At 61.0% G+C, this 18,438-nt stretch carries 17 protein-coding genes and 1 pseudogene; 7 read left to right on the forward strand and 11 right to left on the reverse strand.

All coding sequences use genetic code 11. From position 1 onward, the window contains the following. Positions 1-21: 21 nt before the first annotated feature. The 4 genes from NDJ10_RS04790 to sucC form a co-directional block, all read right to left on the reverse strand. Complete coding sequence (locus NDJ10_RS04790) at positions 22-666, reverse strand: FHA domain-containing protein (RefSeq protein ID WP_296160031.1); 645 nt, start codon at positions 664-666, stop codon at positions 22-24. 55 nt (positions 667-721) lie between these two features. Further along, positions 722-1,489, reverse strand: coding sequence for a Stp1/IreP family PP2C-type Ser/Thr phosphatase (locus tag NDJ10_RS04795; RefSeq protein ID WP_296160032.1), 768 nt, complete (start codon positions 1,487-1,489; stop codon positions 722-724). A gap of 160 nt (positions 1,490-1,649) precedes the next feature. Then, on the reverse strand, positions 1,650-2,543 hold the full coding sequence (sucD, locus tag NDJ10_RS04800; protein WP_296160033.1) for a succinate--CoA ligase subunit alpha: 894 nt from the start codon (positions 2,541-2,543) through the stop codon (positions 1,650-1,652). A 61-nt stretch (positions 2,544-2,604) separates the two neighbouring features. Next, positions 2,605-3,768, reverse strand: coding sequence for an ADP-forming succinate--CoA ligase subunit beta (gene sucC, locus NDJ10_RS04805; protein ID WP_296160034.1), 1,164 nt, complete (start codon positions 3,766-3,768; stop codon positions 2,605-2,607). 159 nt (positions 3,769-3,927) lie between these two features. On the opposite strand from sucC, the gene argC reads away from it, so the two are divergent. Then, positions 3,928-4,863 (forward strand): N-acetyl-gamma-glutamyl-phosphate reductase, encoded by a 936-nt coding sequence (gene argC, locus NDJ10_RS04810; protein ID WP_296160035.1) that lies wholly within the window; start codon positions 3,928-3,930, stop codon positions 4,861-4,863. A 59-nt stretch (positions 4,864-4,922) separates the two neighbouring features. Here the strand turns inward: argC and NDJ10_RS04815 are convergent, their stop codons facing one another. The 3 genes from NDJ10_RS04815 to recA form a co-directional block, all read right to left on the reverse strand. Then, entirely contained in the window at positions 4,923-5,807 is an 885-nt protein-coding gene (locus NDJ10_RS04815; RefSeq protein ID WP_296160036.1) for an alpha/beta hydrolase, read from the reverse strand. Between the two features lie 90 nt (positions 5,808-5,897). Beyond that, positions 5,898-6,347 carry a recombination regulator RecX gene (recX, locus tag NDJ10_RS04820; protein ID WP_296160037.1) on the reverse strand — a complete coding sequence of 150 codons (450 nt, stop codon included), beginning with the start codon at positions 6,345-6,347 and terminating at the stop codon, positions 5,898-5,900. Positions 6,348-6,394: 47 nt separating this feature from the next. Next, positions 6,395-7,477, reverse strand: a complete 1,083-nt coding sequence (gene recA, locus NDJ10_RS04825; RefSeq protein WP_296160038.1) for a recombinase RecA — start codon at positions 7,475-7,477, stop codon at positions 6,395-6,397. A 156-nt stretch (positions 7,478-7,633) separates the two neighbouring features. Between recA and NDJ10_RS04830 the strand changes: the two genes are divergently transcribed. The 3 genes from NDJ10_RS04830 (at position 7,634) to NDJ10_RS04840 (ending at position 10,305) form a co-directional block, all read left to right on the forward strand. Continuing rightward, entirely contained in the window at positions 7,634-8,104 is a 471-nt protein-coding gene (locus tag NDJ10_RS04830) for a MarR family transcriptional regulator (protein WP_296160039.1), read from the forward strand. A gap of 67 nt (positions 8,105-8,171) precedes the next feature. Beyond that, on the forward strand, positions 8,172-8,846 hold the full coding sequence (locus NDJ10_RS04835; protein WP_296160040.1) for a response regulator transcription factor: 675 nt from the start codon (positions 8,172-8,174) through the stop codon (positions 8,844-8,846). Between the two features lie 10 nt (positions 8,847-8,856). After that, positions 8,857-10,305: a sensor histidine kinase gene (locus NDJ10_RS04840; RefSeq protein ID WP_296160041.1), complete on the forward strand. Its 1,449-nt coding sequence runs from the start codon at positions 8,857-8,859 to the stop codon at positions 10,303-10,305. On the opposite strand, the gene NDJ10_RS04845 is transcribed toward NDJ10_RS04840, so the two are convergent. The 3 genes and pseudogenes from NDJ10_RS04845 to NDJ10_RS04855 form a co-directional block, all read right to left on the reverse strand. Next, a complete protein-coding gene (locus tag NDJ10_RS04845; protein WP_296160042.1) occupies positions 10,302-10,742 on the reverse strand; it encodes a hypothetical protein in 441 nt (146 codons plus the stop codon). The two genes, NDJ10_RS04840 and NDJ10_RS04845, sit on opposite strands and share 4 nt — an antisense overlap. Positions 10,743-10,754: 12 nt before the next feature. Next, on the reverse strand, positions 10,755-11,576 hold the full coding sequence (locus NDJ10_RS04850; protein ID WP_296160043.1) for a biotin--[acetyl-CoA-carboxylase] ligase: 822 nt from the start codon (positions 11,574-11,576) through the stop codon (positions 10,755-10,757). Positions 11,577-11,585: 9 nt separating this feature from the next. Continuing rightward, positions 11,586-12,080: pseudogene (locus NDJ10_RS04855) on the reverse strand (SET domain-containing protein-lysine N-methyltransferase); the annotation flags it as partial. Between the two features lie 69 nt (positions 12,081-12,149). Between NDJ10_RS04855 and NDJ10_RS04860 the strand changes: the two are divergent. After that, the gene (locus NDJ10_RS04860) at positions 12,150-15,119 is read left to right on the forward strand and encodes a DNA topoisomerase III (RefSeq protein ID WP_296160045.1); all 2,970 of its coding nucleotides are present in this window, start codon (positions 12,150-12,152) and stop codon (positions 15,117-15,119) included. A 350-nt stretch (positions 15,120-15,469) separates the two neighbouring features. On the opposite strand, the gene NDJ10_RS04865 is transcribed toward NDJ10_RS04860, so the two are convergent. Then, positions 15,470-16,087 (reverse strand): ParA family protein, encoded by a 618-nt coding sequence (locus NDJ10_RS04865; protein WP_296160046.1) that lies wholly within the window; start codon positions 16,085-16,087, stop codon positions 15,470-15,472. A gap of 183 nt (positions 16,088-16,270) precedes the next feature. Between NDJ10_RS04865 and NDJ10_RS04870 the strand changes: the two genes are divergently transcribed. Together NDJ10_RS04870 and NDJ10_RS04875 are read left to right on the forward strand one after the other, a co-directional pair. Next, positions 16,271-17,338, forward strand: a complete 1,068-nt coding sequence (locus NDJ10_RS04870; protein ID WP_296160047.1) for an extracellular solute-binding protein — start codon at positions 16,271-16,273, stop codon at positions 17,336-17,338. Between the two features lie 2 nt (positions 17,339-17,340). Beyond that, positions 17,341-18,438, forward strand: coding sequence for an ABC transporter ATP-binding protein (locus tag NDJ10_RS04875; protein ID WP_296160048.1), 1,098 nt, complete (start codon positions 17,341-17,343; stop codon positions 18,436-18,438).

Here is an 18,438-nt window from a genome sequence, read left to right on the forward strand (position 1 = left end):
ACCAGCGGAACATCGTACGGCTCAGGACCACACGAATTGCATCACCGTCCCGCTCAAGGCAATTTGATCACCCTGGTGCAACATGACCGGCTCCTGACCCACCGCCACGCCATTCAACAAGGGCACCCGTGCACCCTCGACATGGTGTACAAAATAATGTGCTTCGCGTCGCGTGATGGCGGCTACTGCCACGCCGGGCTTACCAAAGGTTGTCACTGTTTTTGTGAGCGGCAGTTCGCGTCCGGCGGACGGACCTGAGACGACCTTGATAAGACCCTGGAGGCGCACGGGCGGCTCTGCCATATCCTGGAAAGCTTGTGGCCAAGTGGCATCGTACGGGGGTGCATCCTGGCTGTCCTGCACCTCGTCATCATTGCCGGACTCCAATGAAAAAATGATTTTTAATTGACCAATGGCAATGCTGTCATTTTCCTGCAGCACCTGCTTTTTAACCGCGCGACCGTTGACATAAGTGCCATTGGTGCTGTCAAGGTCTTCAATCGTGACCTGCTGATCTTGTTGAATCAAGCAGGCGTGCCGACCACTGACCGCCTGGTTTTCAAGGACAACATCGTTGTAGGGACGCCTGCCCAGGGTCGTGCGTTTTTTGGTCAGGCTGACTTCCTTGATGAGTTCACCGTCAAGTCTGATGGTGATTTTTGGCACGAAAACCTCCTCAAAATGTTTTTAATTATCCACCAAACCAATGCGGCAGCCATCCTTAGCTGGCGGTCGCATTATGAGCCTGAATCAACATCACCGTCACATTGTCGCGTCCGCCTTTGGCATTGGCCAGATAGATCAACGCAGACGCACGGGTGGCAATATCCGTGGCTTGACCCATCAGGTTGGCAATACTGTCATCGTCCACCATGTCACTCAAGCCATCGGAGCACATCAGATAAAGGTCATCGGCCTCGACCGGGTAAATCCTGACTTCGAGGGGCACCCTGGCTTCAACGCCCAGAGCCCGGGTCAGCAAGTTGCGACCCGGGGCGCGGGCGGCAAGGGCGCGGGTGATCAAGCCGGCATCCACCTGCTCCTGCAGCATCGAATGGTCTTTGGTCATTTGCGCCAAAGCACCGCCGCGCAAACGATAACAACGTGAGTCACCCACATGGGTCAAGAACAGCCGGTCGCCCTTGAAAACGCCCGCCACCACAGTGGTTCCCATGCCTTTGTAGGCGGGGTTGGTGGTGGCCGCTTGCCGGATCTCCTGATTGGCTCGCTCGACACTGACGACCAGCAAGCGGCAGAGGTCGTCCGGGTGATGCGACCGCTCGCTGTTTGACAACCAGTGCGTCAACGTTGCGGCAATCGAGGTGGTCGCCATGCTGCTGGCAACTTCGCCCGCGTTGTACCCCCCCATGCCATCGGCCAACACCGCCACACCACAACTTTCGTCAAATACAAAGTTGTCTTCGTTGTTTTGACGAATCAGGCCCTGGTCAGTTCTCGCGCAATAGGCGTAGTTCAATTGTGAGGTCATCAGATCAAGCTTCCTCTTCCATCAGGACCACGGCTGCGCTGCAAAAGTGTGGACCCAACCGCACCAGTCAACCCCAGATACAACAAAGCCGGATTTTCCATCAGGAAATCCGGCTCGGGGCTTGGACTCGGTCAAAAACCTTGTTTTGCAGCCTTGAAACTTACAGCATGGCTTTAAGCAGTTTGGCCATCTCGGACGGGTTGCGCGTGACCTTGAAGCCACACTCCTCCATCACGGCGAGCTTGGCTTCCGCGGTGTCGGCACCGCCGGAGATCAAAGCACCGGCGTGGCCCATGCGTTTGCCGGCAGGAGCCGTCACGCCCGCGATGAAGCCCACAATGGGTTTCTTCATGTTGAGCTTGCACCAGCGTGCGGCTTCAGCTTCGTCCGGACCACCGATTTCGCCGATCATGATGACCGCATCGGTGTCAGGGTCGTCGTTGAAAGCCTGCATCACGTCGATGTGCTTCAAACCGTTGATGGGGTCGCCACCAATACCGACGGCGCTGGACTGGCCCAGACCAATTTCGGTCAACTGTGCCACCGCTTCATAGGTCAGCGTGCCGGAGCGGCTGACCACGCCGATACGACCCTTGCGGTGGATGTGACCGGGCATGATGCCGATCTTGATCTCGTCAGGCGTGATCAGACCGGGGCAGTTGGGGCCCAGCAACAGGGTCTTCTTGCCGCCAGCGGCTTCCTTGGCTTTCATGCGGTTGCGCACTTCGAGCATGTCGCGCACCGGAATGCCTTCGGTGATGCAGATCGCCAGGTCCAGGTCAGCTTCAACGGCTTCCCAGATGGCGGCCGCAGCGCCCGACGGTGGCACATAAATCACGCTGACCGTAGCGCCCGTTTCCGAAGCCGCTTCCTTGACTGAAGCATAGATCGGGATATTGAAGATCGACTCGCCGGCCTTCTTGGGGTTGACACCCGCGACAAAGCAGTTTTTGCCATTGGCGTATTCCTGGCACTTTTCCGTGTGGAACTGGCCAGTTTTGCCGGTGATACCCTGGGTAATGACCTTGGTGTCTTTGTTGATGTAGATCGACATGATGTTTCCTAATCAGTTGGGGTCAGAGCACGCTGCTTCGCAAGTGGTCTGACCCGCAAATTTATTTAGCGACTGCTTTAACTGCTGCTTGTGCAGCTTCTGCCATGGTGTCCACGGAAATGATCGGCAGGCCGCTGTCCTGCAGCATTTTCTTGCCCAGCTCTTCGTTGGTTCCCTTCATGCGCACGACCAGCGGCACATTCAGGTTGGTCGCCCTGCAGGCGGTAATCACGCCGGTGGCAATGGTGTCGCACTTCATGATGCCGCCAAAGATGTTGACCAGAATGGCCTCGACCTTGGGGTTCTTCAGCATGATCTTGAAGGCTTCGGTGACCTTCTCGGGGGTGGCACCGCCGCCCACGTCGAGGAAGTTGGCGGGTTCGGCGCCAAACAGCTTGATGGTGTCCATGGTCGCCATGGCCAGGCCTGCGCCATTGACCAGACAGCCGATGTTGCCGTCCAGGCTGATGTAGGCCAGGTCGAATTTGCTGGCCTCGACTTCGGCCGGATCTTCTTCGTCCAGATCGCGGTAAGCGACGATTTCGGGGTGACGGTACAGGGCGTTGGAGTCAAAGTTGAACTTGGCATCCAGCGCAATCACATTGCCCTTGCCGTCGCGGTTCAGCGGGTTGATTTCGACCAGGGACGCGTCGGTGTCCATGTAGCACTTGTAGAGCTTCTGGAAGATGTCCACGGCTTGTGCCGTAGAGTCAGCAGGCATGCCAATGGCGTCTGCAATCTTCTTGGCTTGCGCCTCGCCCAGACCCGTCAGCGGATCGATGAATTCGGTGATGATTTTTTCGGGGGTGGAATGCGCCACTTCCTCGATGTCCATGCCGCCTTCGCTGGAGGCAATGAAGGCCACCTTTTGCGTGGCGCGGTCGGTCACCACGGACACGTAATATTCCTTCTGGATATCGGCACCGTCTTCGATGTAGAGGCGACGCACCTTCTGGCCTTCGGGGCCGGTCTGGTGGGTCTTGAGTTGCATGCCCAGGATTTCCCCGGCCAGGCGCTTGACGTCATCAATGGTTTTGGCCACCTTGACGCCGCCACCCTTGCCACGGCCACCGGCATGAATCTGCGCCTTGACAACCCACACCGGGCCGCCGAGTTTTTGAGCGGCTTCCACCGCCTCTTGAACGGTGAACGCCGCAATGCCGCGGGGCACTGGCACACCAAATTGACGCAAGATTTCCTTGCCTTGGTACTCGTGAATTTTCATGAGCTCTCTCTCAGAAATGAATGGTTGATAGCCGTCTGACTTGCCAACAAGACAATATCAGGGACACCGTGCGAAGCAACACCGGACTGTATCATGCTGCATTGCGGCAATCTGTTACCAGCCTTACGCGCGTATTATTTTTCAGGAGTTGACTTCACCATGCACAAAATCTTCATTGACGGCGAAGCAGGCACCACCGGTTTGCAAATTCGCGAACGCCTGCAAACCCTGCCAGGGGTCGAGCTCCTCAGCATCGCGCCCGAGCACCGCAAGGATGCTGCTGCCAAGCGCGAACTGATGGCGCAGGCCGATCTGGTGGTGCTGTGCCTGCACGACGATGCGGCGATTGAGTCGGTGGCCATGGTCGACGCAATGGCAGCCAGCACGGGTCATCCTGGCCCCAAAATCATTGACGCCTCCACCGCGCACCGCACGGCCCCGGGCTGGGTCTATGGCTTTGCCGAATTGATGCCGGGACAGCGGGAGGCCATCCAGGGCGCGCGCCGCGTGGCCAATCCGGGCTGCTACGCCACCGGTGCCATTGCGCTGCTTCGGCCCCTCATCGATGCCGGCTTGATTCCAGTCGATTTCCCGCTGTGTCTGCCCTCGGTCAGTGGTTATTCGGGCGGGGGTCGGCCTATGATCGAAGCCTACGAACAGGGCACGGCACCGGCTTTTGAACTTTACGCACTGGGTTTGAAGCACAAACACATCCCGGAAATCATGGCCTGCACCGGCTTGACACGCCGCCCCTTGTTTGTACCCTCGGTCGGCAACTTCAAACAGGGCATGCTGGTGCAGCTGCCGCTGCATCTGGACCTGCTGCCAAACCAGCCCAGCGCTGACGATTTACAGCAAGCCCTGGTGCAACATTATGCGAACAGCGAATGGGTCAAGGTGATGCCTGCCACCCCGGACAACAAGCTCGATGCATTGGCGCTGGCTGGCACCAACCAGATGGAGCTGCGGGTATTTGCCAACCGTGACGCGGCGGATGGCTTCCGGCATGCGGTACTGGTGGCACGGCTGGACAACCTGGGCAAAGGCGCCAGTGGTGCGGCAGTACAGAACCTGCAATTGATGCTGGGTCTGTAAAACGCCCGACGCCTGCCCCCTTCACGGCACCCGGGCCGCCGTGCCGCGCGATATCAGAATCAGCCGGCGCTGCCGTGGCGCAGCAAAAATGCCTCGATGGCACGCGCCAGGGCCTCGGGTTGGTCATGCTGGATGTTGTGGCCGGCGTCGCCAATGGTGATGCTTTCGTGCCGGGCAAAGGCACCCATGCGCAGTTCTAACTGCGCCGGGTCATGCGCAAAGCGCTTGTTGACATAGCCATGCTCAGCCACCACCAGTTGCACCGGAGCGCTGATGCGACGCCAACTGCTCAGGGTGTCTTCCAGGTGGTAGCGCTGTGGCGACGGGATTTTGTGCCAGGGGTCACAGGCCATGGCGACCTGGCCATCGGGCTGGGTGAAGCTCACGGTCTGGGCCAGAAATGCAGCGCGTGCTTCAGTCAGGCGCGGGTTGGATACCGTGAGCCGGCGCGCCAGAGCGGCGTGGTTGGGGTAAGCGCGCATGGCGTGGGTTTTACCCGATTCGGTGAGCCACTGGCTCAGCTGGGTGCAGGCGTCGGTATCCGTGGGCACGGGCAGACCCAAAAAATCAATCATGCACAGCTGTGCCACTCGCTGCGGACGCAGGCCGGCAAAGATGCCGGCAATATTGGCCCCCATGCTGTGCCCCACCAGACGCACTGGCGCCGAACTGTAGTGGTCCAGAATCAGCGCCAGGTCAGCGTAATAGTCGGGGAACCAGTACGGGCGCGACAACCACTCGGATTGCCCATAGCCGCGCCAGTCGGGCGCCACCACATGCCAGCGTGACTGCAGCGCATCCACCACAAACTGGAAGGTGGGCGACGAGTCCATCCAGCCGTGCAAAAAAAACACCATCGGTGCCTGGGGATCGCCCCAGTGCCGTATGGCGTAACGCAAGCCGCGTATCGACAAAAATTCAACACTCGAACTTTGATGAGACATCAGACTGGTTTCCTGTCAAGAATCATGCCGCCATCCTGGCTTGGGCACGCCCGGGCGGGCGGCGCAGGAGGGCCTTTACTTTACATGGGCTCAATCATCGTCGCCCCCCGACACCAGCCGGTGAATGGTGTCACCGCCAAATCCACGGCTGGCCAGAAAGCGCATTTGCCGGGCCCGTTCGGTGGCGTCTTCGGGCGGGTGGCCAAATTTCTTGCCCCACACCTCGCGCGCGCGCTCGAGTTCGCTCGCACGCAAGCGGGTGACCGCAGCGGCGACGGCATCAGGCGAAAGACCTTTGGCCTGTAGCTCCATCTTGATGCGTGAGGCACCGAGTTTGGCGGCACGCCGATGGACAACCGATTCGACCACCCGCTGCTCGCTGATAAAGCCCTTGGCCTGCAAATCATCCAGCGCCAGCGCCAGACTGCCCGGCGCGTCTTCAAAACGCTGCAGCTTGCGCTCCAGCTCGGCGCGTGAATGCTCACGACCGCTGAGCAGGCGCAAAGCGCGGCCTTTCAGGGAGGGCTGATCAAGGGCCATGGGTCGCTGAATTCAGTTCAACACCGCTGCGCTGGCTGACTGGCACGTCAAGCCGCTTTTTTGCCTGCTGCCTTGACCTCTGCCAGCGATGCTTCGGCACCGGCCAGCAGTGGAATGCCCAGGGAAGCGCGCACCTTGTTTTCAATTTCTTGCGACAGGGCCGGGTTTTCTTTCAGAAATTCCCGCGCATTGTCACGGCCCTGGCCAATTTTTTCACCGTTGTAGGCGTACCAGGCGCCGGACTTGTCGAGAATATTGGCAGTGACGCCCATGTCGATGATCTCGCCTTCGCGGCTGATGCCCTGGCCGAAAAGAATGTCAAATTCAGCCGTCTTGAACGGCGGCGACACCTTGTTCTTGACCACCTTGACCTTGGTTTCGTTGCCGATGGCGTCGTCGCCCTTCTTGATGGTGCCGGTGCGCCGGATGTCAAGCCGCACCGAAGCGTAGAACTTGAGCGCATTGCCGCCGGTGGTCGTCTCAGGCGAACCAAACATGACACCGATCTTCATGCGGATCTGGTTGATGAAGATCACCATGCAGTTGGTTTTCTTGATGTGGGCGGTGAGCTTGCGCAAGGCCTGGCTCATCAGGCGGGCTTGCAAGCCGGGCAGGCTGTCGCCCATTTCGCCTTCCAGCTCGGCCTTGGGCGTCAAAGCCGCCACCGAATCCACCACGATCAGATCCACTGCGCCCGAACGCACCAGACTATCGACAATTTCGAGCGCCTGCTCACCGGTGTCGGGCTGGCTGATCAGCAGGTCCTGCAGGTTGACGCCGAGGTTTTGCGCGTACTGGATGTCCAGCGCGTGCTCGGCATCGACAAAAGCGCACTGGCCGCCGGTTTTCTGCATCTCGGCAATCACCTGCAGCGTCAAGGTGGTTTTGCCGCTGGATTCCGGACCGTAAATTTCCACCACCCGGCCGCGTGGCAGGCCGCCAACGCCAAGCGCGATGTCCAGCCCCAGCGAGCCGGTGGAGACCACCTGGATGTCTTCGATGACCTCGCCCTCGCCCAAACGCATGATGGTGCCCTTGCCAAATTGCTTTTCAATTTGAGCCAGCGCCACTTGCAGGGCTTTGGCTTTTTCGGGATTGATGGGGGGGGCGGCTCTGACGGGTGCGTCCATGGTTTCTCTCCTGGGGGTTGAGGTCAATTGCCAACAGCTTGGCATGGGCTGCATCTTCTGTTTTTAACAACAGGCTGGATACTTGAACAGTAGTTTATTTCGATTATTAAACTCCGTAAACTTATTTTTTAGTCAATTTGGTTTACCATTTTCACCATGACAGAACTTGCCACCACGCCTTGGCGCCAGACCCACATGGGTTATTGGCTAGCCCAGGCATCGGGGCGTTTTGACGCCCGCGTGCTGACATTGATGGCGGCCAATGACAGTATGCCGCTGGCCCTGGCCAACCTGGCGGCGCGCGGCCACCTGACCGCCTCCCATGTCCACATCACCCGGCACCTGGCCTTGGCGGGTTCGCGCCTGACCGAACTGGCCACACGCGCCGGGGTCAGCAAGCAGGCCATGGGCAAGCTGGTGGACCAGTGCGAAGCCTGGGGCCTGGTGCAGCGCCAGTGCGACTTGCGCGACGCACGCGCCTGTCTGGTGGTATTCACCCCCACTGGCCTGAGCTGGTTACAGGCTTTCAAAGAGGCCGTCACGCAAGCGCAAAACGAACTGCAGGATGCCGTGGGCCAGGAAGTCGCCACCGTCATGGCGCTCGGGCTGGAAGCCTATGCCGCCTAGAATGCTTGAAAAAAGACAACACGCAGCATAAAGATTTCATCAGACTGACCCAAAAGAGGAGCCCTTGATGCGCATTTTGATAGCCGAAGACGACCAGGTTCTGGCTGATGGCCTGTTGCGCACCTTGCGCAGTTCGGGCGCCGCTGTCGACCATGTGGCGAGCGGCAGCGAAGCCGATGCCGCGCTGATGACCAACACCGAGTTCGACCTGTTGATTCTCGATCTTGGCCTGCCCAGGATGCACGGCCTGGAGGTGCTCAAACGTCTGCGGGCCCGCGGCTCAACCTTGCCGGTGCTGATCCTGACGGCTGCTGACAGTGTCGACGAGCGCGTCAAGGGACTTGATTACGGTGCCGACGACTACATGGCCAAGCCCTTCAGTCTGCAGGAACTCGAAGCCCGGGTGCGTGCCCTGAGCCGACGCGGCATGGGCGCGGCCAGCAGCACCATCAAGCACGGGCCGCTGATTTACGACCAGGGCGGTCGCGTGGCCAGCATCGATGGCGTCATGGTAGAGCTGTCGGCGCGCGAACTCGGCCTGCTGGAAGTCCTGCTGCAGCGCGCCGGCCGTCTGGTCAGCAAGGACCAACTGGTGGAGCGCCTGTGCGAATGGGGCGAAGAGGTGAGCAACAACGCCATTGAGGTCTACATCCACCGCCTGCGCAAGAAGATCGAAAAGGGTCCGATCCGCATTGCCACGGTGCGTGGCCTGGGCTATTGCCTGGAAAAGATCCCGGGCTAGAGCGTTTGTCGTGATGGTCAATCCACGCGAGCAGCGCTCGCTGTTTGGTGAAATCCTGGACTGGATGCTCACGCCGCTGCTGTTGCTGTGGCCGCTGAGCCTGGTCATGACCTGGCTGGTGGCCCAGAACATCGCTGGCAAGCCCTTTGACCGTGCCCTTGAATACAACGTCCGCGCCATGGCGCAGCTCATCACCACACAACATAACCGCGCCCAGTTTGTGCTGCCCCGTCCCGCACGTGAACTGCTGCGGGCCGATGACTCCGAAACGGTGTACTACCAGGTGCTGGGCCCACACAATGAATTCCTCAGTGGCGAACGCGACTTGCCGGCACCCCCGCCCATCGAGCCCCTGGTGCTTGACGAGGTTCGTATTCGTGATGACGTGATTAAGGGCTTTGATGTCAAGGTGGCGTATTTATGGGTGAGCTTGCCCATTCCCGACAGCAAACCCGCCCTGGTGCAGGTGGCCGAAACCCTGGAGAAGCGCTCGGTGCTGGCCACCGAGATCGTCAAGGGCGTGATGCTGCCGCAGTTTGTCATCCTGCCCCTGGCCGTGTTGCTGGTGTGGCTGGCGCTGGTGCAATCCATCAAGCCCCTGCACCAGCTCGAAGAACGTATCCGCGCCCGCAAACCCGACGACCTGAGCCCGATCGACGCGCAAATCGTGCCCATGGAAGTGGCGCCGCTGGTGGAGTCTGTCAACGACTTGCTGCTGCGCCTGACCGACTCCATTGCCACCCAGAAACGTTTTCTGGCCGATGCGGCGCACCAGCTCAAAACCCCGCTGGCCGGACTGCGCATGCAAGCCGAGATCGCCCAGCGCGAAGGCGCCAGCGCCGAAGACCTGAAACATTATTTGCGACAGATTGGCCGCGCCAGCATTCGCGCCACCCACAGTGTCAACCAGTTGCTGTCACTGGCTCGCGCCGAAAGCAATGGCTCGGTGATGCCAAGGGTGGTGTGTGATCTGGCCGAGCTCACCATGTCGGTGGTGCGCGACTGCGTGCCACGCGCCCTGGAAAAACACATTGACCTGGGTTACGAAGGCACCCAACCCGGCACGCCCAGCTGCACTGTGCTGGGCAACCCGACCCTGCTCAAGGAAATGGTACGCAACTTGGTTGACAACGCCATCAACTACACCCCCTCAACGCTGCAAAAGCCGGGGGTGATCACGGCACGGGTGCTCACCGACCCCTTTGGCCACACCCTGGTGCTGCAGGTGGAAGATTCCGGCCCCGGCGTGCCAGAAGCCGAGCGCGACCTGATCTTTCAGCCCTTTTACCGTGCCCTGGGGACCGAGGTCGATGGCTCCGGACTGGGTCTGCCCATCGTTCTTGAAATCGCCCAACAACACCAGGCCAGCGTCAGCCTGGAAGAAACCCACCCCGGCCAGACGCCGCCTGGCGCCCGTTTTGCGGTGCGTTTTAGCGCCCTGGGTGCCAGCCCAGCCTAGCGCTCTGTCTCAGGCTCGGGGCAGGATTCAAGTGCACCAGAAGGCAAGACGGCGCTGAGTTCGGACAACCGGGCTTGCTGCGCTGGATTCAAGGCCGGCAAACGCAGGCGCAAGCCTTGTCCATCGGACTGTTCCATCAGCAACCAGCTTTCTGGTGACCAGGAAGTTTGCAGAAGACGGCGCACCGCCTCGGCTTGCGCCGCGTCCATGGGTCCGCTTTGCAGACACACGGTGTCGTCAGACGGCTCTCGCAAAGACTCCCGTTTGACCTCGTCCGGGCTCAGCAGCGTGATCGCTTCCGGGCGAATTTGCTGCGTCAGGCGCTGCGGCTCACGTTGTGGTGCAGGCCCAAAACCATAGGGCAGCAACCAGCCCTGCGCCCACGACCAGTACAAGGCATTGAGCAACAGCAACAGCCAGACCAGCGTGCGCACCATCAGGCCTGCACCTCACACATGGCCATAACCAGGGGCCGGCTGGACGCGCACGCTGACCTCGGCGCTGGTGATGCGCTGCACGCCTTGGGCGCTGACGACCCGCAGCGCGCCGCTGGCATCCACGCCTTGCGCTACACCCTGCAAACCATCACTGAGCGTGACCGGCAACTGCGCCAGCGCGTCACGCATGTTGAAGGCCTTCTGGAACGGTGCAAAACCGTGCGTCTCAAAGCGCTGCACGGTCTGCACCAATGGGGCCGCCACAAGCGACAAGGCCTGCGCCGCATCCACTCCCGGCAACAACTCCAGCAAACCGGCCGGGGCAATGGACAGGCCGGTCGCATCAGGCACGAGCAGGTTGAGGCCAATGCCAATCACCACATAACGACTGGCGCCGGCTTCCCCCCGGTTGACGGTCTCAAGCAAAATACCGGCTAGCTTGCGATCATGCCACCACAGGTCGTTGGGCCACTTCAGGCGAATGTCAGGATGCAGGCTTTGCGCCACGCTCAAGCCCACCGCCAGCGACAGCCCCGACCAGTCGGCCGGCGCCAGATTCAGGCCCAGTGAAAAAGTCAGCGCCTGACCGCGCTGGCCTGCCGTCTGCGCGCCACTGTGCCACTGCCGCCCCATGCGGCCACGCCCGGCGGTTTGTTGCTCGGCCACCAGCAGCACGGGCTCCAGGCGGCCGGCGCGGGCGCGGCGCATCAGCTCGGAATTGGTCGAGTCCACTGCCGGCAAGACCTCCACGGTAAAGCCCGGCAGCGCAGGCGCCACGGCTTGCCAGATGGCCTCGGCAGGCCAGCGCACAGGGAGGGCGGGTGTGACGGCCATGGTTCAGCGCCGCTTGGGCGCCAGCAGGGTGCCCCGGCAGCTTGCTGCGCCGCACCAGCATGGGTACTCGGCCTTGAGCTTTTTGGTGTAGCGCTCGTCAATGATCAGGCCATAGTCGTAATTGAGCTCTTCGCCGGCAGCAATGTCGCGCAGCGCCTTGATGAAAATGCGGCCGTCCTGCTCGTCGGCTTCGCAATTGGGGTCACAGGAGTGGTTGATCCAGCGCGACGAGTTGCCACCATACAGCGCGTCAATGACACGGGTTTCGTCAATGTGAAAATAAAACGTGTGGTTGGGGTTCTGCGGGTCATGCGGGTGCCGCGCCTGGGCTTCTTCCCAGGTGATGATCTCGCCCACGTATTCGATCAAGGCGTCACCGGCAGCAATGTCCTGCAGCGCATAGACGCCCTTGCCGTGGACGGCAGAACGACGAACCTGGATGCGGCGTGAAATTGAAGGCGATTTGATTGACACGTTAAAAAATTTGGTATCGTGGACTCGTATGGGTGCGCGTGTGCGTACCTGCCTGCGCGTGCCCGCCCGTGCGAGCGCGAGAAAATGGATTGTAGTCAGATGAAAACATTGATCATTGCTGAAAAACCTTCGGTCGCCCAAGACATCGTGCGCGCCCTGACGCCGGTGTCGGGCAAGTTTGAAAAACACGACGAGCATTTTGAAAACGACACCCATGTGGTCACCAGCGCGGTCGGCCACCTGGTGGAAATCCAGGCACCCGAAGCCTTTGACGTGAAACGCGGCAAGTGGAGCTTTGCCCATCTGCCGGTGATTCCGCCGCACTTCGACCTCAAACCCGTCGACAAAACCAAGACACGGCTCAACGCCGTGGTCAAGCAGGCCAAGCGCAAGGATGTGGGCCAGCTCGTCAATGCCTGCGACGCCGGGCGCGAGGGTGAGCTGATTTTCAGGCTGATCGAACAGTACGCTGGCGGCAGCAAGCCGCTGGGCAAACCCGTCCAGCGGCTGTGGCTGCAAAGCATGACACCGCAGGCCATCCGCGACGGCTTCGGCGCGTTGCGCTCCAACGCCCAGATGCAGCCGCTGGCCGATGCTGCGCGCTGCCGCAGCGAGGCTGACTGGCTGGTCGGCATCAACGGCACGCGGGCCCTCACCGCCTTCAACTCACGCGACGGCGGTTTCTTTTTGACCACCGTGGGCCGGGTGCAAACGCCCACCTTGAGCGTGGTGGTGGAGCGCGAGGAAAAAATTCGCAAATTCATCAGCCGCGACTACTGGGAAATTCACGCCACATTTGCCGCGCAGGCCGGTGACTACCCGGCCAAATGGTTTGACCCGACGTGGAAACGCGCGGCGGCCAATGCGGCCGCGGGGAACGACGAGGTGGACGCCGAACTCAAGGCCGACCGGGTCTGGAGCCAGCGCGAAGCCCAGGCCATTGCCGAGGCGGTGCGCGGCCAGCAAACCACGGTCACCGAGGAAAGCAAACCAACGACGCAGGTGTCGCCGCTGCTGTTTGATCTGACCAGCCTGCAACGCGAGGCCAACGGCAAATTCGGTTTCAGCGCCAAAACCACGCTGTCGATTGCACAAAGCCTGTACGAACGCCACAAGGCCCTGACCTATCCGCGGACCGACTCGCGCGCGCTGCCCGAAGACTATGTGCCGGTGGTCAAGCAAACCTTCGAGATGCTCGCCGACAGCGGCCTGAAGCACCTGGCGCCGCACGCGCTCACCGCCCTCAACAACCACTACATCCGCCCCAGCAAACGCATTTTTGACAATGCCAAGGTCAGCGACCACTTTGCCATCATCCCGACGCTGCAGGCGCCGCACGGTCTGAGTGAGGCCGAGCAAAAAATTTACGACCTGGTGGTGCGCCGTTTCATGGCGGTGTTTTTCCCGGCCGCCGAATACCAGATCACCACCCGCATTTCAACCGCTGTCGGTCACAGCTTCAAGACCGAAGGCAAGGTGCTCGTCAAGCCGGGCTGGCTGGCGATCTACGGCAAGGAAGCCGCGGAAGAAAGCAAGGACGGCGACGACAAGAACGCGGGCAACCTGGTGCCGGTGGCGCCAGGCGAGCGGGTCAAGGCCGAAGCGGTCGACCCCAAGGCCCTGAAAACCCGACCCCCGGCGCGCTACACCGAGGCCACTTTGCTGGGGGCCATGGAGGGCGCCGGCAAAACCGTGGAAGACGACGAGCTGCGCGAAGCCATGCAGGAAAAAGGCCTGGGCACGCCCGCCACCCGCTCCAGCATCATCGAAGGCCTGATCTCCGAAGCCTACATGCTGCGCGAAGGCCGCGAGCTGATTCCCACCGCCAAGGCCTTCCAGTTGATGACGCTGCTGCGCGGCCTCGACGTGCAGGAACTCACCAAAGCCGAACTCACCGGCGAGTGGGAATTCAAGCTGGCGCAAATGGAGCACGGCAAGCTCAAGCGCGAAACCTTCATGAATGAGATTGCCGCCATGACCGAGCGCATGGTCAGGAAAGCCAAGGAATACGACCGCGACACGGTGCCGGGCGACTACGCCACGCTGCACACGCCCTGCCCCAACTGCGGCGGCGTCGTGAAAGAAAACTACCGCCGCTACGCCTGCACCGGCGCCGACGGCAAAAGCGACGGCTGCGGCTTCTCCTTTGGCAAAACGCCCGCAGGCCGGACCTTCGAGCTGGCTGAAGTCGAGCAATTCCTGCGCGACCGCAAGATCGGCCCCCTGAGCGGTTTCCGCTCCAAGGCGGGCTGGCCATTCACCGCCGAAATGGTCATCAAGTTCGACGAGGAAAGCAAGAACTACAAGCTGGAATTCGACTTTGGCGACGACAAGAACGGCGAGGAATCCGGTGAACTGATCGACTTCTCGGCGCAAACCAGTCTCGGCGCCTGCCCGAAATGCGGCGCGGGCGTGTTTGAGCATGGCAAAAACTACGTCTGCGAAAAATCGGTGCCGACACACGCACAAGCCACACCGAGCTGCGACTTCAAGACCGGCCAAATCATCCTGCAGCAGCCGATCGAGCGCGCGCAGATGGTCAAGCTGCTGGCCACCGGCAAGACCGATTTGCTCGACAAGTTTGTGTCGATGCGCACCCGGCGCGCCTTCAAGGCCATGCTGACCTGGGACGCGGCAGCGGGCAAGGTGAATTTCGAGTTTGCCCCCAGCAAGTTTCCGCCGCGCAAAACTGCGGCAAGCCCGCTGACCAGGGCAGCGGTGGCGGCCAAAGCGGGCACTGCCGCAAAAAGTCCAACTGCCAAAAAAACAGCGAAAGCACCGGCCAAAAAAGTGGCCAAGGCGGCCACTGCCAAAGCACCGCGCAAAGCACCGGCCGCAGGGAGCGCGGGCTCCACGCCCAGCGCGGCCCTGGCTGCCGTCATTGGTGCCGAGCCCGTGGCGCGCGCCCAGGTCATCAAAAAGTTGTGGGACTACATCAAGGCCAACCAGCTGCAGGATGCCACCAACAAACGCGCCATCAACGCCGACGACAAACTGCTGGCCGTCTTTGGCAAGCCGCAGGTGACCATGTTTGAACTGGCAGGGATTGTGGGCAAGCATTTGGGCTGAGGTGACTTCCAAGTCTCTCCCTTATCTTGCCGTATGCAAACTGCGGTGATGCGCTCCGCGCGGTAACCCGTAGGGGCGGCCACCTCATACTGGGGTACCAGAAATCGGTGGCCGCCCCTACGGGTTACCGCGCGATAAAGTGATATGCGGAAGTTTTGAAGGCAAATGCAGTTACCAGACTCAGGCTACTGCACAGACGCCAGCGCAGTGGCTGGCTTTGGCGGCTGACGATTTCTGGTACTCCAGTATGAGGAAGCTGTCAAAGCCAGCCACTGCGCGGGTATAGCTAACAAGTGGTTTGTGTAGCCTTATGAAAAAATGGCCCGGACCTACCGCGCCTTACCAGCGGGCTACTGATCCAGCCAGTGGCAAATGGCTTGCCACTGGGCCAGGTCCCGCGCAACGCGCTCAGGCGGCAAGTCGAACACAGTCAAGCCGCGCGCCGCCAACTGGACGTAGTTTTGCGTGTCGCGCACATAGCCCAGCACGGGCAGGCCGGTGGCTTCCACAAAGGCGTGCAACTGCTCGGCGGCGCGGGTACGCTCGTCCACCCGCATGCCGACAATGCCAATCTCGATTTTGGCGGCGCGGGCGCTGTCGGCCAGTTCATTCAAAAAGTCCTGCGTGGCAAAAATGTCAAACACGCTGGGCTGCAAGGGAACCACCACTTTGTGGGCGCGCTTGAGAAGCTCCTTGAGCCGCTTGCCGTGCAGACCGGCGGGGGTGTCCAGCACCACATGGGTCGTCCCCTTGGGTGGTTTGGCTATCTGGTCGTTGCCCAGCTCCCAACTGCTTATGGCCCGCGCGTTGTCCGGGCGCAAGGACAACCAGAGCTTGCTCGACTGCTGACGGTCGGCATCGCCCAGCATCACACGGTGGTTCTGGCTGGCAAAGTAGCCGGCAATTTGGGTGGACAGCGTGGACTTTCCCACACCTCCCTTGGGGTTGGCGACGACGACAACTGGCATGGGTGAAACCTCCTGCAACATGACTTGCTGATGTTAGCGGCATCAGCGACCCAAGGGAAAACCCATTGACCGCCGCGCGCGATTGACATCAAAATGTCACTTGCCTGACATACCATGCCCCGCTCAGGCCGGTGTGCCTGATTCGTTTTCAACGACCCCATTGAACCACTTCAAGGATGTACCATGAAATTGCGTTATTCATTGCTCGCTGCCGGCGTTGTCGCCCTCGGTGTCGCTGGCTCTGCCATGGCCCAGGGAAAAACCCTGCGCCTGCTGACCTGGGCTGATTACGCGCCTGCCGATGTGGTGGCGCAGTTCGAGAAAGAAAGCGGCTACAAGGTCGAACTCACCCTGTCCAACAACGAAGAGATGATCTCCAAGCTGCGCGCCACGGGTGGTGCCGGCTTTGATCTGGCCCAGCCCTCGCAAGACCGCATCACCGGCCCACAACAGGAATTTGGCATTTACAAGCCGATGGACCTGGGCAAGCTCAAGGCCGAACTGTTCATCCCCTCGATGCTCGAAGCCACCAAGAAAAACACCACGCTTGCCGGCAAGGTCTACGGCCTGCCGCACATCTGGGGCACCGATGGCCTGGTGGTCAACACCAGCCTCACCAAGATGGCCGACTACCCGGATCTGTGCCGTGCCGACGTCAAGGGCAAGACCGCCGTGCGCCTGAAGCGCCCGACGCTGCTGGCCTTTGCCTTCGCCTCGGGCAAAGACCCGTTTGCGCTGTACGGCAACCCCAAAGCCTACGCGACACTGATGGATGAAGTGGGCAAAACCATGATGGCCTGCAAGCCCAACCTGAAGTTCTTCTGGGACAACAAAGACCAGTTGCTCAACGGCATGCGCACCGGCGAAGTTGTCGGCGCCATGATGTGGGACACGGGTGGCTGGAAACTGAATGGAGAAAAGGCCGAGATCCAGTTCATCGCGCCCAAATCCGGCGCGCTGGGCTGGATCGACACCTTTGCCATCCCGGCCAAGGGCAAGAATGACGCTGCCGCCTACGCCTGGATCAACTTCAACATGCGCCCCGAAATTGCCGCCAGGGTCGCCAGTGCTGCCGGCAACTTCACCGCCTCCAAAGGCGCCGATCAGTTGATGGATGCCAAGCTGAAAACCCAGTTTGCCGCCAGCTTCCCTGAAGCCGCGCTGAAAAACATCAAGTGGTACCCGGCTGTGCCGGCCGGCATTGAAGACATCGAAGGCCGCGTGCTGGACCGCATCAAGGCGGCCAACTGATTTTGACGGCCCAACCTGACCTGCAGGCCACCCGCGTGGCCAAGCACTACGGTGCTTTCCGGGCGGTGGACGAACTCTCGTTCTCGGTCGAGCGGGGCAGTTTTTTTTCCATCCTCGGCCCCTCGGGCTGCGGCAAGACCACGCTGCTGCGCATGATTGCGGGCTTCCTGGAACCAGACGGCGGCGAGATCCGGATCGGCGGCCAGACCATGAACCAGGTGCCACCCAACAAGCGCCCGGTCAACATGGTGTTCCAGCACCTGGCGTTGTTTCCGATGATGAATGTGGGCGACAACGTCGGCTACGGGCTGGCGCGCCGCGGCGTCGCCAAAGACGAAATCAGGCGCCGTGTCGGCGAGATGCTGGAGCGCGTCAGCCTGGCCGGTGCCCAGGACAAGCGCGTCGACCAGCTCTCGGGCGGACAAAAACAGCGCGTGGCAATTGCCCGCAGCCTGGTGCTGGAGCCGACCCTGCTGCTGCTCGACGAGCCACTGGGCGCGCTGGATTTGAAACTGCGCGAGCACATGAAGATCGAGCTGAAAGCCTTGCAGGCGGCTTTTGGCACCACCTTTGTCTACATCACGCACGACCAGTCCGAAGCGCTGGTGCTGTCTGACCATGTGGCGGTGATGAACCACGGCCGCTTCGAGCAGGTCGGCACGCCGCAGCAGCTCTATTACGAGCCGCAAACGCCGTTTGTGGCGGGCTTTGTCGGTGCCAACAACCGCATCGCCGGGGTCGCCACGGAAGTCAACGGCAATGCGGTCAGCGTGACCAGTCCTGAGGGTCTGGTGATCCCGGCACGCGCCATCGGCAAGCTGGCCCGGGGCGCTGCGGTCGAAGCCTTTGTGCGTCCCGAAGTGGCACGTCTGGCGCGCAACGCCGACGTGTTGAAAAAGGCCGGTTTGCCGAGTTTTAGCGCCCGCGTGGACAGCCTGCTGTTTGACGGCGCCAACTCGGCGGTGCTGCTGCGCGAGGCGCAGTCCAACACCGAATTCCGCATCGCCTTGCCGCAAACCGGTGAGTTCGCCGACCTGACGGTGGGCGAGGCCGTGGCCTTCGGCTTCGACGCGCAACGGGCGGTGTGTTTTGCCAGTTGA

This window comes from Rhodoferax sp., from assembly GCF_023700745.1.
Classification (GTDB): Bacteria; Pseudomonadota; Gammaproteobacteria; order Burkholderiales; family Burkholderiaceae_C; genus Rhodoferax.

Excerpts from the sequence above, each read along its gene's own strand:
- recX (WP_296160037.1), bottom strand. The coding sequence starts at position 6,347 with ATGGCCCTTGATCAGCCCTCCCTGAAAGGCCGCGCTTTGCGCCTGCTC.
- NDJ10_RS04795 (WP_296160032.1), bottom strand. The coding sequence starts at position 1,489 with ATGACCTCACAATTGAACTACGCCTATTGCGCGAGAACTGACCAGGGC.
- argC (WP_296160035.1), top strand. The coding sequence starts at position 3,928 with ATGCACAAAATCTTCATTGACGGCGAAGCAGGCACCACCGGTTTGCAA.
- recA (WP_296160038.1), bottom strand. The coding sequence starts at position 7,477 with ATGGACGCACCCGTCAGAGCCGCCCCCCCCATCAATCCCGAAAAAGCC.
- NDJ10_RS04870 (WP_296160047.1), top strand. The coding sequence starts at position 16,271 with ATGAAATTGCGTTATTCATTGCTCGCTGCCGGCGTTGTCGCCCTCGGT.
- NDJ10_RS04850 (WP_296160043.1), bottom strand. The coding sequence starts at position 11,576 with ATGGCCGTCACACCCGCCCTCCCTGTGCGCTGGCCTGCCGAGGCCATC.
- sucD (WP_296160033.1), bottom strand. The coding sequence starts at position 2,543 with ATGTCGATCTACATCAACAAAGACACCAAGGTCATTACCCAGGGTATC.
- NDJ10_RS04845 (WP_296160042.1), bottom strand. The coding sequence starts at position 10,742 with ATGGTGCGCACGCTGGTCTGGCTGTTGCTGTTGCTCAATGCCTTGTAC.
- sucC (WP_296160034.1), bottom strand. The coding sequence starts at position 3,768 with ATGAAAATTCACGAGTACCAAGGCAAGGAAATCTTGCGTCAATTTGGT.
- NDJ10_RS04830 (WP_296160039.1), top strand. The coding sequence starts at position 7,634 with ATGACAGAACTTGCCACCACGCCTTGGCGCCAGACCCACATGGGTTAT.
- NDJ10_RS04865 (WP_296160046.1), bottom strand. The coding sequence starts at position 16,087 with ATGCCAGTTGTCGTCGTCGCCAACCCCAAGGGAGGTGTGGGAAAGTCC.
- NDJ10_RS04860 (WP_296160045.1), top strand. The coding sequence starts at position 12,150 with ATGAAAACATTGATCATTGCTGAAAAACCTTCGGTCGCCCAAGACATC.
- NDJ10_RS04815 (WP_296160036.1), bottom strand. The coding sequence starts at position 5,807 with ATGTCTCATCAAAGTTCGAGTGTTGAATTTTTGTCGATACGCGGCTTG.
- NDJ10_RS04835 (WP_296160040.1), top strand. The coding sequence starts at position 8,172 with ATGCGCATTTTGATAGCCGAAGACGACCAGGTTCTGGCTGATGGCCTG.